Below are 15,914 nucleotides of genomic sequence, written 5' to 3' on the forward strand. Positions count from 1 at the left end.
GTGCGTCAGGCTATGCGGTCGAGCACCAGCGGGGTAAGGGCGGGAGCGGCATCTCCGACAATCACCGCATCCGTGGCCACGGCGCGCGCGGCGGGAATTCGGGACTGTTCATCCGTACGCAGCTCGAACAGCACGTCTCCGGCCGTCACCCGGTCACCCGGCTTGACCTTGAGCATGACCCCGGCCCCGAAGCTGACCGGGTCCTCCTTGCGGGCGCGTCCGGCGCCGAGGCGCCAGGCGGCAACCCCGATCCCGTACGCGTCGACGGCCGTCACCACGCCGTCCCTCGGCGCGCGGACGACCTCGTTCTCCCGGGCCACCGGCAGCGGCGAGTCGGGGTCGCCGCCCTGGGCCCGGATCATCCGCCGCCAGGTGTCCATGGCCGCGCCCGACTCGAGCACCTTGGCCGGGTCGGCGTCGACTCCGGCCGCGGCCAGCATCTCGCGGGCCAGGGCCAGGGTCAGCTCGACCACGTCGGCCGGGCCGCCACCGGCGAGCACCTCGACCGACTCGGCCACCTCGACCGCGTTGCCGACGGCCAGGCCGAGCGGCGTGCTCATGTCGGTGAGCAGGGCGATGGTGGTGACGCCGCTGTCCTGGCCGAGCCGCACCATGGTGCTCGCCAGCTCGCGGGCGGTCGTCAGGTCCTTCATGAAGGCGCCCGAGCCGACCTTGACGTCGAGCACCAGCGCGCCGGTGCCCTCGGCGATCTTCTTGCTCATGATCGAGCTGGCGATCAGCGGGATGGCCTCGACCGTGCCGGTGACGTCGCGCAGGGCGTACAGCTTGCGGTCGGCTGGCGCGAGACCGTCGCCGGCCGCGCAGATCACCGCGCCGACGTCCTCGAGCTGCCGCTTGAACGCCTCGTTGCTGATCGTGGCCTGCCAGCCGGCGATCGACTCGAGCTTGTCCAGGGTGCCGCCGGTGTGGCCGAGGCCGCGGCCGGAGAGCTGCGGCACGGCCGCGCCGCAGGCGGCCACGAGCGGGGTGAGCGGCAGCGTGATCTTGTCGCCGACGCCGCCGGTGGAGTGCTTGTCGGCGGTGGGACGGGTCACCGCGGAGAGGTCGAGCCGCTCGCCGCTGGCGATCATCGCGGCGGTCCAGCGGGCGATCTCGGCGGGCGTCATGCCGCGCAGCAGGATCGCCATGGCCAGCGCCGACATCTGCTCGTCGGCGACCACGCCCTTCGTGTACGCATCGACCACCCAGTCGATCTGCGCGTCGGACAGCGTGTGCCCGTCCCGCTTGGCCCGGATGACGTCCACAGCGGCGAACTCGGTCATTTGGTCAGCCTTCAGTCGTTTTTCGGGCGGTGGGTGGGGTGGTCGGACGGCTCCCAGCGCGACGGAATACCCTCGGGCGGCTCACCTTCGCCGGCCCACGCCAGCCCGCCGGAAGCGTCCACCACCACGATCCGCGGCGTGCGGACGTGACCCCACGCGACCGCCTCGGCGGCCGTGGGGAAGTTCGGTCCCTCCTCGAGCACGCCCTTCTCAGCGTCGCTCTCGGCCGGGCTGCCCCCGGACCGTTCCCAGTAACCGGTCCAGACCGTCTCACCGCCGGACAGGTCGGGGTGCACGAAGACCGTGCCCCGGCCGCGCCACTTGGCCAGCGACTCGGGCACGGCATGAAGCACGGGTCCGTTGACCTTCTCCAGGTCGGCCGGGCCGAACGCGTACGGAAGGAGGTCGTGCACCCGCAGCGGCGCCGGCACCGCCTCGACGAGGCACTCCGGCCCGCCGTGCTCGTAGAGCAGCTGACGGCAGCGCCCGCACGGCATCAGCGGCTCGCCGTTGGCATCCACGCAGGAGATCGCCACCAGCCGGCCGCCGCCGGTCGCGTGCAGCGAGCTGACGAGCCCGCACTCGGCACAGAGCCCGACGCCGTAGGACGCGTTCTCCACGTTGCAGCCGACGACCACCCGGCCGTCGTCCACCAGACCCGCCACCCCGACCGGGAAGTCGGAGTAGGGGGCGTACGCGTGCCGCATCGCCTCGATGGCGGCGGCACGCAGGCCAGCCCAGTCGATCTCCATAAGCCGATTCTGCCGTATCGACAGATGTCAGCTCTTCGTGTACGGCACGCCGTCGGCCGCGGGCGCCCGCACCCGGCCCACGAGGCCGGCCACCGCGACGATCGTCGCCAGGTACGGCAGCATGTTGAGGAACTGGTTGGGCACCGGGCTGCCGGCCACGCTCAGGTAGTACGCCAGCTTCTGCGCGAAGCCGAAGAACAGCGCCGCCCCGAGCGCCCCGAACGGCGTCCACCGCCCGAAGATCAGCGCGGCCAGCGCGATGAAGCCGGCGCCCGCGGTCATGTTCTTGTTGAACGCGCCGGTCGAGACCAGCGTGAAGTACGCGCCGCCGCAGCCCGCCACGACGCCGCCGAGCAGCACGTTCATGTACCGCAGCCCGCGCACCCGCACACCGACCGTGTCGGCCGCCGTGGGGTGCTCGCCGACCGCCCGCGTACGCAGGCCCCACCGGGTGCCCTTGAGCGCGAAGTGGATGACGAACACCAGAACCAGCGCCAGCCAGACCAGCAGGTTGGTGTCGAACAGCACCGGCCCGATCACCGGGATGTGGGAGAGGCCCGGGATCTTCCACTCGGGCAGCTGCGGCGGCTCGTTGTACTTGAGCGCGTTCGGCTGCATGAGCCGCTCGTAGAGGAAGCCCGTGACGCCCAGCGCGAACAGGTTGAGCACGATGCCGACCACGACCTGGTCGACCAGGAAGCGGATGGCCAGCACGGCCAGCATCGCGGCGATGATGACGCCGCCGACCATGGCGCTGACCAGGCCGGCCCAGACGCTGGTGGCGAGGGTGCCGACCAGGGCCGCGCCGAACGCGCCCATCAGGAACTGGCCCTCGATCGCCACGTTGACCACGCCGGAGCGCTCGCCGAGCACGCCGGCCAGCGCGCCGAGGACGAGCGGCAGTGAGTACTCGACGCTGCCGTCCAGGGTGTCGACCAGCGGCAGGAACTTCCCGGCCACCTGCCAGCACAGGAACGACAGCACGAAGGCCAGGATCCCCAGGCTCAGCAGCAGCGTCTGGTAGCGGCGGGCCTTGCCGATCAGCATGATCACGCCGACCACCACGGCGACCAGGCCGAACGCGATCGTGCCGACCTGCCCGTTGATGGACAGCGCGGCGCCGCTCGCGTCGGTGCTCAGCGTGAAGCGGGCGGTCTTGGACTCCGCCAGCGCGCCGAACACGAACGTCGCGATCAGGCCGATGACCGTGATGCCGACGCCGAGCCGCCGCTCCCGGTTCCAGAAGCGCTCCGGAGCGTCGACCGTGGTCGGACCTTCCAGCGTGGCCGTGGACACGCGGCTCACCAGCCCTTCGCCATCGAGGCGCCGAGCCGTGCGGAACGGGCGGCGCGGAGGTGGAAGATCGTCTTCACCAGGGCGGGCGCGGCGATGAAGATGACGATGAGGGCCTGCAGGACGGTGACCAGCTCGAGCGAGATGCCCACGTCGACCTGCATGAGGTTGCCGCCGGCCCGCAGCGCGCCGTACAGGATCGCGGCGAGCAGCGTGCCCCACGGTTTGTTGCGGCCGAGCAGGGCGACCAGCAGGCCGTCGAAGCCGATGTTGCCGGCCACCTGCGCGGTGAGCTTGTCGGCGGTGCCGAGCACCTGCACCGCGCCACCGAGGCCGGCCAGGCCGCCGGCGACGACCATGAGCAGCGTGTACGTCCTGGCCACGCTCATGCCCGCGGTCTTGGCGGCCGGCGGGTTCACGCCCACCGCGCGCAGCTCGAAGCCGAACGAGGACCGGTTGATCAGCCAGGCGACCCCGGCCGTCACCAGCACCGCGAGCACGATGCCCAGGTGCACCCGCAGCGGCGAGGGCAGCGCCGGCAGCTCGGCCGAGGTCCTGATGGCCTTGCTGATCGCGTCGGTGCGGTCCGGGTCCTGCACGCCCTTCTGCAGGATCAGCCAGCCGAGGAACAGCGTGGCCACGTAGTTGAGCATGATCGTGGTGATCACCTCGTGCGCCCCGGTGCGGGCCTTGAGCAGGCCGGGCAGGAAGCCCCAGAGCGCGCCGCCGATCAGGCCGAACAGCAGCGCCACGATCAGGTGCAGGCCGGGCGGCAGGCCGAACGCGAAGCCGGCCACGCCGCCGAGGATGCAGCCGATCACCGCCTGGCCCTGGCCACCGATGTTGAACAGGCCGCCGCGGAAGGCGATAGCGACCGACAGGCCGGTGAACACCAGCGGCGTCGCGTACGTCAGGGTCTCGGAGATCGGGTTGAACGCGGCCTGCCAGGTGCCGGTGCCGTCGACCCAGGCCTGGAACGCGGCCGGGTCGAAGATCGAGCCCTTGAACAGGTCGGCGTAGGCCTGGCTGACCAGGTCCCAGCTGGCCTGCAGGGCGTCGCTGGGCCGGGAGGTGAAGTAGGAGAACTTCGACAGCACCTCGGAGTCGGAGACGACGATCAGCACGGCGCCGATCACCAGCGCCAGCAGGATCGACAGGATCGTCACGGTGACCGTGTTGGCCGACCAGAGGTTCTTGAGGAAGAGGCTGAAGAAGGAGTCTTCCTTCTTGGGTGGCGCCGGCGGCGGCGAGGAAGGCGCTGCTTCTACTTCGGTGGTCACTCTGATTCCTCCGCGGCGGCCTGGGTGATGCCGGCCATCAAAAGTCCGATCTCCTCGCGGGCCATGTCGGGCGAGACGGTCGCCAGGATCCGGCCGCGGTACATCACCGCGATCCGGTCGGCGAGGCCGACCACCTCGTCGAGCTCGCTGGAGACCACGAGCACGGCGGTCCCGTTGTCGCGCTCGTGCACGATCTGGTTGTGGATGAACTCGATCGAGCCGACGTCCACTCCCCGGGTCGGCTGGCTGGCGATCATCAGGCGCAGCGGGCGGGACATCTCCCGGGCCACCACGACCTTCTGCTGGTTGCCGCCGGAGAGCGTGCTGACCGCGTGCTCGGCCGATGAGGTACGGATGTCGAACTGCTCGACCCGCTCGCCGGCGTTCTCGCCGATCGCCTTGGGGTTGAGCTTGAAGGCGTTGCCGAACGGCGGCCGGTCGTACATGTCGAGCACCAGATTTTCGGCGACCGAGAACTCCTTGACCACGCCGTCGAGGCTGCGGTCCTCGGGGATGTAGCCGACCCCGGAGCGCAGGATCTTCTTGGTGCTCATGCCGGCCAGGCTCTCGCCGTCGAGCGCCATGGTCCCGGCCCGGACGCCGCGCAGGCCCATGATCGCCTCGACCAGCTCGGTCTGGCCGTTGCCCTGCACGCCGGCGATGCCGAGCACCTCGCCGGCCCGGACGGTCAGGTCGACGCCGCCGACGGCCCGCACGCCGCGGTCGTCGTCGACGACCAGGCCGCTGACCGTGAGCACCTCGCGGCCGGGCTCGGACGGGGTCTTGGTGACCTCGAGGCTGACGTCGCGGCCGACCATCAGCGCGGCGAGCTCGTCCTCGGAGGTGTCGGGGCTGGCGGTGCCGACCGTGCGGCCGCGCCGGATCACCGTGATCCGGTCGGCGATCGCCTTGACCTCGCGCAGCTTGTGCGTGATGAAGACGATGGACTTGCCGGTCTCGGCCAGCGAGCGCATGACCGAGAGCAGCTCGTCGGTCTCCTGTGGGGTGAGCACCGCGGTCGGCTCGTCGAGGATGAGCAGGTCGACGTCGCGGGTGAGCGCCTTGACGATCTCGACCCGCTGCTGCGCGCCGACCGGGAGGTTCTCCACCAGCGCGTCGGGGTCGACCGGCAGGCCGTACTTCTTGGAGGTCTCCAGCACGTCGCGGCGGTTGCGGCGGCGGTCGAGGATGCCCAGCGGGCCGCCGCGGATGTCCTCGGCGCCGAGCGCGATGTTCTCGGCCACGGTGAAGACGGGAACCAGCATGAAATGCTGGTGGACCATGCCGATGCCGGCCGCGATGGCGTCCCGGGGGCTGCGGAAGACCTTGGCCTCGCCGTCCACCAGGATCTCGCCCTCGTCCGGCTGCAGCAGGCCGTAGAGCTGGTTCATCAGCGTCGACTTGCCGGCGCCGTTCTCGCCGAGCAGGGCGTGCACCTCGCCGGGCTCGACAGTGATGTCGATGTGGTCGTTGGCCACCAGGTCGCCGAAGCGCTTGGTGATGCCGCGCAATTCGAGTCTCAGCGGAATCTCCTGACCTCGGCGGGGAAAGTGATGAGCCGCCGCACCGGCCGCGAAAAACTCTCGCGGCCAGGGCGGCGGCCTGGATGTTACCTATTACCAGGTCACTTCGGCGCGTTGGCCGACTCGACCTTCACCTTGCCGGAGATGACGTCCGCCTTGAGCGCGTCGACCTCGGACTTGAGGCCCGCGTCGATCTTGCTGTCGAACTGGTTGTACGGCGCGAGCTCGACACCGTTGTTCTCCAGCGTGCCCAGGTAGCCCGGGGTGGGGCTGAGCGGCTGGCCGCCGGCGCCGGTGACGACCGCCTTCTCGACGGCGTCGGTGATGTTCTTGACGACCGTGGTCAGGAAGACCGAGCAGTACTGCGCCGCGCTCTTGCAGCCGTCCTGGTCGACCCAGATGATCGAGACCTTGCCGCTGGAGCCCTGGGCGACCTCGGCCGCGCCGAGGCCGGTGCCGCCGGCGACCGGCAGGATCACGTCGGCGCCCTGGCCCACGAAGGTGTTCGCGAGGGCCTTGCCCTTGGCCGGGCTGGCGAAGTCCTCGGCGAAGGAGCCGGCCTGCTTGGCCTTGTCCCAGCCGAGCACCTTGACGCTCTTGCCCTTGACCTGGTTGTAGTGGGCGACGCCATCGGCGAAGCCGTCCATGAAGATGGTGACCGGCGGGATCTTCAGGCCGCCGAAGGTCGCGACCGTGCCCGTCTTCGAGTAGCCCGCGGCCAGGTAGCCGGCGAGGAACGCGGCCTGCTGGGTGGCGAACTGCATCGGGTAGACGTTCGCCCCGGTGCTGCCCGAGTCGACGATCGCGAACTGCGAGCTCTTGTTCTCGTCCGACACCTTCTTGGTGGCGTCGCCCATGAGGCCGCCGACCGAGAGGATGAAGTTGCACTTCTTGGTGACGAAGCCGCGCAGGTTGGGCTCGTAGTCGGCCTCGGCGGTCGACGCGACGTAGCTCGGGTCGACGTTGGGGGCCTGCGTCTTGGCGGCCTGCATGCCGGCCCAGGCGGAAGCGTTGAACGACTTGTCGTCGATGCCACCGGTGTCGGTGACCATGCAAGCCTTGTATGCCGCTGCGGTGGCAGCGCTGCTGCTGCTGCCGCTGGGAGTCTCGTCCGGGGCGTCACCACAAGCGGCGGCGGCGAGCGTCAGCCCACCTGCCGCGAGAATCGCAAGGATCCGCTTCCCACGTACTGGGCGCAAGACGCCCTCCTTCCAACGCACACCGACACCCGTCGGTGAGTCTTCAAGTTGGGGAGCGTAGCCGCAGGCCAGGACGGCGGCGGAGGTTTGGTCCGGACTGTTGGCGCACCGTTATAACGCCGCAACCGCAGATCACTTTGAACGGCGGTTTAGGTCGATCTGACCAGCAATTGGCCGGTCAATGGCGTAACATGCCGTTAATCTTGCGGCCAGGAACCCTCTGCGGGCACTAATTCTTCGGCCGGCTCGCCCTCAACACTCGCACACCGAGGACGCCCACGGTGGTCCCGATCGCGAGCGACGCCCCGATCAGCAGCGCGTGCACCCACAGGAACGACGTCGGCGTCCCATCGGCGAATGAGCGGTCGTCCTCCCAGATCGCCAGCCCGAACCGAGGCCAGATCACCCAGGTCCAGACCCCGACCAGGATCAGGAAGACCGCCCATCGCCGCGAAATCACCATGCGGGCACTATTTCAGTGCGCGCCCACCAGCTCCGGCTCGGCCTCGGTTGCCGCCGCCGCGGTCTTCTTCGCGAGTCCGCGCCGGCCGATCAAGACCAAGAGCAGACCGCCGATCGCGTACGCGCTGAGCACCGTCGCCGCGAAGCCTCCGCCGCTCCCGCCGAAGTAGGCCACGGACCGCAACAGCGTTCCGCCGGCGCCGATCGGCAGCCACTGGCCGACCTCGCCCCACGGCTGCGGCAGAAGCTCGGGCGCGGCGGCGATGCCGGAGATCGCGTTGCCGACCAGGAACATCACCACCGCGCCGAGGCCGAGTCCCTCCCGTCCGACCAGCGCGGCGATTCCGGTCATGGCCGCCGAGATCGCGAGCGTGAACAGCGCCAGCGTGCCCGCGACCGCCCAGTAGTCGCCGGGCAGGATGCCCAGCCAGCCGATCTGCACGGCGGCGCCGGCCACCCCGGCCAGGGCGGCGAACGTGGTGAGCGCGATCAGCCGGGCCGAGCGGCGGGGCACGAAGAAGTAGACCAGCACTCCGGCGAGCAGGCTGGTGATGGCCAGCGGCAGGAACCCGGCGACGAAGCCGGCGCCGCGCGGGTCGTCGGGGTCGACCGGGACGACATCACGAATCGCAACGTCCGATCCAAGGGCGGCCGCGGACTGGGTGAGCAGCTGGGCCACGGTCGGGCTCGCCGCGGAGGCCACGTGCACCTCGGCACCGGTGGCGGTGACCAGGATCGCCCCGTACACGTCACGATCTTTGATCTTGGAATCCGCCGCGGCGGCGTCGGCGACCGTGGTCACCTCGAAGGCGCCCGGGTGCTCTTTCTCCAGTTGAGCGACCACCTGCGGCGGACCGGCGACGGCGATCGGCAGGTCGCGCGGCGCAAGATTCGCGGCCGGGGCGGCGAAGAGAGGAATGAGCAGGGCCTGCCCGACGACCACCGCGATCGCGATGAAGACGCCGAGGGCCAGGGGGTTGCGGCGCATCTCGACTCCTAAAACGAATGCTCGTTCTCTTATTCGCTCACAGCATGCGCCCAGGAACGAGGCCGAGTCAAGAACGAGCGTTCGTTTTACAATGGGACGCGTGCCACGTGTCTCCGAGGAACACCTCACCGCCCGCCGCGAGCAGATCCTGGCCGCGGCCCGGGTCTGCTTCCTGAGCAAGGGCCTGCACAACACGTCGATGCAGGACCTGATCCAGGAGGCCGGCCTGTCGGTGGGCGCGGTCTACCGCTACTTCAAGTCCAAGAACGACATCATCGCGGCGATCGCCTCCACCGTGGTCGGCGGCATCCAGCTGCACATCGAGGACGTCGCCGCCCGCCGGTTGCCGCTGACCGACTCGATGTCGCTGATCCTCGAGGAGGTCGAGCGGCAGACCGGGCCGGGCGGCTTCCTGCCGATCGCGCTGCAGGTGTGGGCGGAGGCGACGCTCGACCCGGCGATCGGCGCGATTGTCAAGGAGCGGTACGAAGCTCTGCGCGACAGCATGCGGGTGCTGATCGTCCACGCGATCGAGAGCGGTGAGCTGCCGGCGGGCGCGGACGTGGACGCCACCACCGCCGCCTTCTACTCGCTGCTGCCCGGCTATGCGTTGCAGCGGCTGCTGACCGGCCGGCCCGACCGCGACACCTATCTCGCCGGGATCCGCACCCTGATCGGCCGGCGCTAACCGGCCAGCCGCGCGGCGATCCGGACCCAGCCCGCGCGCACCTCCGCCTCGGTGGGGGCGCGCCCCGGCCGTACGCGCCGGGTCTCGAAATCGTCGTCGTCGGCCGGCTCGGCCGGCGCCTCGTCTGCCGCCCGGGCCAGCTCGATCTCGTCGCGGATCGCCTCGGCGTCCGGCCGGGGCAGCAGCGGCTCGACCACCGCCATGAGGTCCTCGTCGGCGACCACGGCCTGCGCCAGCGCCAGCGCGTGCGCCCGCTCGTAGGGCCCGCAGACGATCGGCTCCCAGTCGTCGTCGCCCATCGACCCGATCGTGATGACCCAGGGGAGATCAGCCACCGGCGAGCCCGCCGGCAGGTCAAGCGTCACGAGAGTGCCCACGGGCACATCATTCCGGGCGGCTGTGCCGAATCCAGGTATTTTGCCCCACGGGGGCATTTTTATCGTCAGCTGAGAGGTCGACGACCCTGCCGTGCGGGCTGGTCGCCGCCCAGGCCGCTCCGAACAGCAGAAGCTGGTTGAAGACATAGAGATAGACCAGTACGCCGACGGCCGAACCGACCAGCCCATATGCCGGATTTTGCTGCACCAGCCCGACGAAGGACTTGCCCACGGTGTTCAGCAGGGTGATGCCGATGCCGACCTGGATCACCGGCGGGGCGATCCGGCGCACGGTCATCCGCAGCCGGGGCACGGCCGCCAGCAGGGCCGCCGCCAGCAGCATGTTGACCGCCACGGTGAGCAGCCAGCTCACGCTGGACTGGATGAAGCCGTCGGCGAGCCAGTCGGTGACCTTCTCGAGGCCGTAGACGGCGAGCTGCGACAGGGCGAGCAGCAACAGGATGCCGATCAGCACCAGCAGGTCGAGCGCCTGCCGGACGCCGAAGTAGCCGGGCTGCTCGGGGACCCGCCAGATCAGCCGCTGCGAGGAGCGGATCGCCTCGACCCAGCCGATGCCGGTGAAGGTCAGGCCGACGATGCCGACGATGCCGACCGTCCGGCCGCTGGACAGGATGGCGTCGATGTCGAGGAAGGGCAGGTTCTGGGCGAGGAACTCGGTGACGGCGTCGAGCAGCTCGACGTTGTTGGTCAGCAGGATGCCGAAGATCGAGTAGCCGATCAGCAGCAGCGCGAAGATCGCGAAGAAGCCGTAGTAGGCGATCGCGGCGGCCAGCCGCCCGCCCTGGACGTCCCAGAAGCGGATCAGGGCCCGGCTGAAATGGTCGAATATCCGCGATTTGACCCGCACCCGCATGATGCGCGCCTCGACGGCCTCGTACGCGCGATCGATCGGGTTCACGCGCGCACCGTAACCGAAATCACGGCCTATGAAACTCAAACACCCAGGGGGTAGTCGCGCCGCGGCCGCCAGGGGCCCTCGCCGCCGTGCGAGAACAGCGTGAACGACGTGACGTGGAATTTCGCCGAGAAGCCGGCCAGGTCTTCGAAAACCGCGTCGAGCTGCTCGGCCGGCACGTCCTGGGCGACCGTCACGTGCGGGTGGTAGGGGAACCGCGAGTCGCGGTCGATGTCGTCGGCCGCGGAGATCGCCTCGGCCAGCAGCTCGCACTCGCTGATGCCGACCGCGAGCGTCACGAACACCACCTCGGTCACCGGCCGGAACGTGCCGGTGCCGCGCAGGTGGATGGTGAACGGCTGCTGGGCGGCCGCCACCTTTTCCAGGTGACGCTCGACGGCCGGGAGCGCGGCGCTGTCGATCTCGGTGGGGCCGAGCAGCGTGACGTGGGCCGGGGTGTAGGCGGCCTGCGGGTCCCCGGCGTCGGCGCGCCGCTGGGTGAGCTGCGCGCCCCACGGCTCGGGGATGTCGATCGCGACGCCGATGCGGGTCGTCTCCGCGGCCACTTCTGTTCAGGCCTCGCGAGCGGGGCTGAGGAAACCCACGTTCTGGTACGCCGCCGCCAGCGTCACCGCGGACACGGCCCGGGCTTTCTCGGCGCCGATCGCGAGGATCTTGTCGAGGTAGCCGGGGTCCTCGAGGTACGCCCGGGTGCGCTCCTGGATCGGCTTGACAAACTCGACGACGATGTCGGCGAGGTCCTTCTTGAGGTCGCCGTAGCCCTTGCCCTCGTACTCCTCGAGCAGCTCGTCGATCGCCTTGTTGGTCAGCGCGGCGTACATGGTCAGCAGGTTGCTGACGCCCGGCTTGTTCTCCTCGTCGTAGAGGATCTCGCGACCGGTGTCGGTGACCGCGGACTTGATCTTCTTGGCCGAGCGGGACGGCTCCTCGAGCAGCTCGATGATGCCGTTTGGCGAGGAGGCCGACTTCGACATCTTCGCCGTCGGGTCCTGCAGGTCGGTGATTTTCGCGGTGTCGCGCACGATGTACGGCGAGGGGACCGTGAACGTGTGCCCGAAGCGGGTGTTGAAGCGCTGGGCGAGGTCGCGGGTCAGCTCGAGGTGCTGCCGCTGGTCCTCCCCCACCGGCACCTGGTCGGCCTGGTAGAGCAGGATGTCGGCGGCCTGGAGGATCGGGTACGTGAACAGGCCGACCGTCGTCGTGTCGGCGGCCTTGGACGACTTGTCCTTGAACTGGACCATGCGGCCGGCCTCGCCGAACCCGGTGATGCAGCTGAGCACCCAGGCGAGCTGGGCGTGCTCGGGCACGTGCGACTGGACGAACAGCGTGCAGCGCTCGGGGTCGAGCCCGACGGCGAGCAGCTGGGCGGCCGAGATGCGGGTGCGGTTGCGCAGCGCGATCGGGTCGTGCCCCATGGTGATCGCGTGCAGGTCGACCACGCAGTAGAACGCGTCGAAGGTGTCCTGCATCGCCACCCAGTTGCGGACCGCGCCCAGATAGTTGCCGAGGTGGAACGAATCGGCGGTCGGCTGGATGCCGGAGAGCACGCGGGGTCGGCGGTCGACGTCGGACATGAGCGCCATTCTGTCAGTCGTGGTCACTGAATGGCCAACGCCCCCGGTGCCACTCGCGTGACGGCGGTTTGCCTCGATTACAGCGAGATCATATGCAAGTCTATGTTCATTCTTGTTGACTTGTGATCGCTTTTCGCGGGAGACTTACCGCGCAACCGTATCTTCCAGGAGAGGCCCGAAGTGAAACTGCTCGTCACCGGGGGCGCCGGCTATGTCGGCAGCGTCACCAGCCGCCTGCTGCTCGACGCCGGCCACGAGGTCGTCGTGCTCGACAATCTCAGCACGGGCTTCCGCGAGGCCGTCGCGCCGGATGCCACCTTTGTGGAGAAGGACATCCGTGACGCCGCCGAGGTGCTCACCCCCGAGGCCGGTTTCGACGCCGTGCTGCACTTCGCCGGCCTGATCGCGGCCGGGGAGTCGATGGTCAAGCCCGAGCTGTACTGGCACGACAACGTGGTCAAGTCGCTGGCGCTGCTCGACGCGATCCGTGCCGCCCGGGTCCCGCGCGTCATCTTCTCCTCCACCGCCGCCGTCTACGGCAACCCGGTCGAGCTGCCGATCACCGAGTCCGCGGCGAAGGCGCCGACCAACACGTACGGCGCGACCAAGCTGACCTTCGACCACGCGCTGACCTCGGAGGCGTACGCGCACAAGCTGGCCGCGGTCTCGCTGCGCTACTTCAACGTGGCCGGGGCGTATATCCGCGACGGCTACGAGATCGGTGAAAGGCACAACCCCGAGACCCATTTGATCCCGATCGCGCTGCAGGTGGCGGCGGGCAAGCGGGAAAAGCTGCAGTTGTTCGGCGACGACTACCCGACCGACGACGGCACCTGCGTGCGCGACTACATCCACGTGGAAGACCTGGCCCGCGCGCACCTGCTGGCGCTGGAGGCGGCCACCCCGGGCGAGCACCGCATCTACAACCTGGGCAACGGCAACGGCTTCTCCAACAAGCAGGTCGTCGAGGTGGCCCGCGAGGTCACCGGCGCCGCGCTGCCGGCCGAGATCGCGCCGCGCCGCGAGGGCGACCCGGCCACGCTGGTGGCGTCGTCGGCCAAGGCGCGGGCCGAGTTGGGCTGGGTCCCGGAGAAGCCGACGCTGCAGGCGATGATCGGCGACGCGTGGACGTTTTACCAGGCGCACGTGGCATGAGCGCCGCAGGCCTCTTCCGGGAGCGCTACGCCGCCGAGCCCACCGGCCTCTGGGCCGCGCCGGGCCGGGTCAACCTGATCGGCGAGCACACCGACTACAACGAGGGCTTCGTCCTGCCCTTTGCCCTGCCGCAGCGCACGGTCGCCGCGGTCGGCCCGGCCCCGGCCGGTGAGTGGACCGTCTGCTCCACCGCCGAGGAGGGTGACCCGGTCTCGTTCGGGACCACCGCGCCGGGCGAGGTGACCGGCTGGGCGGCCTACGTCGCCGGCGTCGTCTGGGCCCTGCAGGAGGCGGGCTTCGACGTGCCCGGCGCCCGCATCGCGCTCGACTCCGACGTCCCGGTCGGTTCCGGCCTGTCGTCCTCGGCGGCGCTGGAGTCGTCGGTGCTGACCGCGCTGATCGACCTGGGCGGGCTGGAGCTGCCGCTGGAGCAGCGGCCGGCGCTGGCCCAGCGCGCCGAGAACGTCTACGTCGGCGCGCCCACCGGCATCATGGACCAGTCGGCTTCGATCCGCTGCCTGGCCGGGCGTGCGCTGTTCCTCGACTGCCGCACGTACGAGGTCAGGCAGATCCCGTTCGACCTGGCGGCCGAGGGCCTGGCCATCCTGGTGATCAACAGCAACGCCCCGCACCAGCACGTGGACGGCGAGTACGGCGCCCGCCGCAAGTCGTGCGAGGAGGCGGCGCGCATCCTGGGCGTCCCCGCGCTGCGCGACGTGCCGTTCGACGGGCTCGCCGAAGCGCTGGCCAAGCTGGACGACGACGTGATGCGCCGCCGGGTGCGGCACATCGTCACCGAGGACCAGCGGGTGCTCGACACGGTGGCGCTGCTGGAGCAGGGCCGCACCAAGGAGGTCGGCCCGGTGCTGACCGCGGGGCACGCGTCGATGCGCGACGACTTCGAGATCACGGTGCCGCAGGTCGACGTCGCGGTCGAGGCGGCGCTGTCGGCGGGCGCGTACGGCGCGCGGATGACCGGGGGCGGCTTCGGCGGGTGTGTGCTGGCGCTGATCGACGCGGACCGGGCGCCGGCCACGACGGCGGCGGTCGAGCAGGCGTACTCGGAACGGGGTTTCAAGGCCCCCACCTGCTGGATCGCGACCGCGGGCGAGGGCGCCACGAGGCTTTGAAACGGCCCTGGTGCGGGTAACCATGGACCCATGACGAGCGAGTCGCGGGAAACCGACCAGCCCAACGAGTTCGGCTTCTCCGGGGGCGCCACGGCCCCGGAGCCGAAAGCGGACCACCGCCCGGTCGAGGAGGTCGACGGCGAGAGCATCGCGGTGCCGGCCGGCGACCTGACCGGCGCCATCAGCGAGGCGATCGAGGAAGCCACCGAGGGGCGCCACCACGACGACGAAGGCTAAGGCCGTCCGATCGTGCTCTCCCGCGCGACGATCCGATGCTCGACGCAGATCTCGCGCGGCGCGGCGGCGGTGGCAGGCCGCTCTCCGAGGCGCTCGGCGAGCAGGTCGACCGCGAGCTCGGCGATCCGGTCGGTGTTCTGGTCGACGGTGCTCAGCGACGGGTTGCTGTAGCGGCCCTCCTCGATGCCGTCGAAGCCCATCACCGCGACGTCGCCGGGCACGTCGACGCCGTGCTCGACCAGACAGCGGATGGCGCCGAGAGCGAACAGGTCCGTGAAGCAGAAGACCGCGTCCAGGTCCCGGGCCCGGCTCAGCAGGATCTCCATGGCGTCGGCGCCGTGCGCCCGGTGCACCCCGGCGACGGGAACCTCCCGACGCGGATCGGCCGCGATGCCGGCGTCGGCGAGCGCCGCCCGGTAGCCGCCGAGCCGCTGTTCCCGCATCACGTCGGGCCGGTCGGGCGCGCCGATCGCGGCTATCCGGCGCCGGCCCAGCCGCAGCAGGTGCCGGGTCGCGTCCGCGGCCGCCGCCGTGCCGTCGATCGCCACGTGGTCGGCCGTGCCCTCGCCGACCCGCTCGCCGAGCAGCACGGCCGGCACGCCGTAGCGCCGGGCCAGCCGGCCGGCCCGCTCCTGGACCGGGGTGAGGATGAGACCGTCGATGGCGTGCCGGCGCAACCCGGCGACCAGGTCGTGCTCGCGGTCGGCCCGCCCGTCGGTCTGGTCGATCAGCACGGTCCAGCCGCGCGGCGCGGCGGCCTGCACGATGTGCCCGGCGAGCTCCGCGAAGTACGGCGAGCGCAGCTCGGGCACGGCCAGCGCGATCACGCCGGAGCGGCCGCCTCGCAGGCGGCGGGCGGCCGGGTTGGGCACGTAGCCGAGCGCGTCGATCGCGGCCTGGACCCGGGCGCGGGTCTCCGGCGCGACGTGAACGTAGCCGTTGACGACGTTGGACACCGTCTTGATCGACACACCGGCACGGGCCGCGACGTCCTTGAGGCCTGGCGGCACGGCTGGGACTTTACAACGTTGCAGGA

At 70.4% G+C, this 15,914-nt stretch carries 17 protein-coding genes; 4 read left to right on the forward strand and 13 right to left on the reverse strand.

The features are described from left to right. Nucleotides 1-5: 5 nt before the first annotated feature. The 8 genes from ACQPZX_RS46015 to ACQPZX_RS46050 all read right to left on the reverse strand — a co-directional run bounded on the left by ACQPZX_RS46015 (nucleotide 6) and on the right by ACQPZX_RS46050 (nucleotide 8,780). Nucleotides 6-1,283 carry a thymidine phosphorylase gene (locus ACQPZX_RS46015; RefSeq protein WP_433370709.1) on the reverse strand — a complete coding sequence of 426 codons (1,278 nt, stop codon included), beginning with the start codon at nucleotides 1,281-1,283 and terminating at the stop codon, nucleotides 6-8. Nucleotides 1,284-1,294: 11 nt separating this feature from the next. Beyond that, on the reverse strand, nucleotides 1,295-2,035 hold the full coding sequence (locus tag ACQPZX_RS46020) for a cytidine deaminase (RefSeq protein WP_433370711.1): 741 nt from the start codon (nucleotides 2,033-2,035) through the stop codon (nucleotides 1,295-1,297). Nucleotides 2,036-2,062: 27 nt separating this feature from the next. Beyond that, nucleotides 2,063-3,331, reverse strand: a complete 1,269-nt coding sequence (locus ACQPZX_RS46025; RefSeq protein WP_433385897.1) for an ABC transporter permease — start codon at nucleotides 3,329-3,331, stop codon at nucleotides 2,063-2,065. Between the two features lie 5 nt (nucleotides 3,332-3,336). Further along, on the reverse strand, nucleotides 3,337-4,608 hold the full coding sequence (locus ACQPZX_RS46030; protein ID WP_433370714.1) for an ABC transporter permease: 1,272 nt from the start codon (nucleotides 4,606-4,608) through the stop codon (nucleotides 3,337-3,339). Next, nucleotides 4,605-6,119: an ABC transporter ATP-binding protein gene (locus tag ACQPZX_RS46035; protein ID WP_433370717.1), complete on the reverse strand. Its 1,515-nt coding sequence runs from the start codon at nucleotides 6,117-6,119 to the stop codon at nucleotides 4,605-4,607. Before ACQPZX_RS46035 ends, ACQPZX_RS46030 begins: the two co-directional genes overlap by 4 nt. 113 nt (nucleotides 6,120-6,232) lie before the next feature. Beyond that, the gene (locus ACQPZX_RS46040) at nucleotides 6,233-7,330 is read right to left on the reverse strand and encodes a BMP family lipoprotein (RefSeq protein WP_433370720.1); all 1,098 of its coding nucleotides are present in this window, start codon (nucleotides 7,328-7,330) and stop codon (nucleotides 6,233-6,235) included. Between the two features lie 229 nt (nucleotides 7,331-7,559). Continuing rightward, a complete protein-coding gene (locus ACQPZX_RS46045; protein ID WP_433370723.1) occupies nucleotides 7,560-7,793 on the reverse strand; it encodes an SCO4848 family membrane protein in 234 nt (77 codons plus the stop codon). Between the two features lie 12 nt (nucleotides 7,794-7,805). Then, nucleotides 7,806-8,780: a hypothetical protein gene (locus tag ACQPZX_RS46050; RefSeq protein WP_433370726.1), complete on the reverse strand. Its 975-nt coding sequence runs from the start codon at nucleotides 8,778-8,780 to the stop codon at nucleotides 7,806-7,808. Between the two features lie 100 nt (nucleotides 8,781-8,880). On the opposite strand from ACQPZX_RS46050, the gene ACQPZX_RS46055 reads away from it, so the two are divergent. Beyond that, complete coding sequence (locus ACQPZX_RS46055; RefSeq protein WP_433370729.1) at nucleotides 8,881-9,468, forward strand: TetR/AcrR family transcriptional regulator; 588 nt, start codon at nucleotides 8,881-8,883, stop codon at nucleotides 9,466-9,468. Here the strand turns inward: ACQPZX_RS46055 and ACQPZX_RS46060 are convergent. From ACQPZX_RS46060 to trpS, 4 genes are read right to left on the reverse strand one after another with little or no spacing between them, the layout of a single operon-like run. After that, the gene (locus ACQPZX_RS46060) at nucleotides 9,465-9,845 is read right to left on the reverse strand and encodes a hypothetical protein (RefSeq protein WP_433370732.1); all 381 of its coding nucleotides are present in this window, start codon (nucleotides 9,843-9,845) and stop codon (nucleotides 9,465-9,467) included. The genes ACQPZX_RS46055 and ACQPZX_RS46060 overlap by 4 nt on opposite strands. 7 nt (nucleotides 9,846-9,852) lie before the next feature. Further along, the gene (locus ACQPZX_RS46065) at nucleotides 9,853-10,764 is read right to left on the reverse strand and encodes a YihY/virulence factor BrkB family protein (protein WP_433370735.1); all 912 of its coding nucleotides are present in this window, start codon (nucleotides 10,762-10,764) and stop codon (nucleotides 9,853-9,855) included. A 35-nt stretch (nucleotides 10,765-10,799) separates the two neighbouring features. After that, complete coding sequence (locus ACQPZX_RS46070; protein ID WP_433370738.1) at nucleotides 10,800-11,327, reverse strand: 2'-5' RNA ligase family protein; 528 nt, start codon at nucleotides 11,325-11,327, stop codon at nucleotides 10,800-10,802. A gap of 6 nt (nucleotides 11,328-11,333) precedes the next feature. Then, nucleotides 11,334-12,356 (reverse strand): tryptophan--tRNA ligase, encoded by a 1,023-nt coding sequence (gene trpS / locus ACQPZX_RS46075; protein ID WP_433370741.1) that lies wholly within the window; start codon nucleotides 12,354-12,356, stop codon nucleotides 11,334-11,336. 180 nt (nucleotides 12,357-12,536) lie between these two features. Here trpS and galE point away from each other — a divergent pair, with 180 nt between their 5' ends. Genes galE through ACQPZX_RS46090 form a run of 3 tightly spaced genes read left to right on the forward strand, consistent with a single transcriptional unit; the run spans nucleotide 12,537 to nucleotide 14,878 of the window. Then, entirely contained in the window at nucleotides 12,537-13,511 is a 975-nt protein-coding gene (gene galE / locus ACQPZX_RS46080; RefSeq protein WP_433370743.1) for a UDP-glucose 4-epimerase GalE, read from the forward strand. Continuing rightward, on the forward strand, nucleotides 13,508-14,641 hold the full coding sequence (galK, locus tag ACQPZX_RS46085; RefSeq protein ID WP_433370746.1) for a galactokinase: 1,134 nt from the start codon (nucleotides 13,508-13,510) through the stop codon (nucleotides 14,639-14,641). The genes galE and galK overlap by 4 nt, the downstream gene beginning before the upstream one ends. 30 nt (nucleotides 14,642-14,671) lie before the next feature. Beyond that, nucleotides 14,672-14,878, forward strand: coding sequence for a hypothetical protein (locus tag ACQPZX_RS46090; RefSeq protein ID WP_433370749.1), 207 nt, complete (start codon nucleotides 14,672-14,674; stop codon nucleotides 14,876-14,878). Here the strand turns inward: ACQPZX_RS46090 and ACQPZX_RS46095 are convergent. After that, nucleotides 14,875-15,888, reverse strand: a complete 1,014-nt coding sequence (locus ACQPZX_RS46095; RefSeq protein WP_433370751.1) for a LacI family DNA-binding transcriptional regulator — start codon at nucleotides 15,886-15,888, stop codon at nucleotides 14,875-14,877. The genes ACQPZX_RS46090 and ACQPZX_RS46095 overlap by 4 nt on opposite strands. Nucleotides 15,889-15,914 lie beyond the last annotated feature (26 nt).

Origin of the sequence: Actinoplanes sp. CA-142083, from assembly GCF_050942195.1 — a bacterium.
Taxonomy (GTDB): Bacteria; Actinomycetota; Actinomycetes; order Mycobacteriales; family Micromonosporaceae; genus Actinoplanes.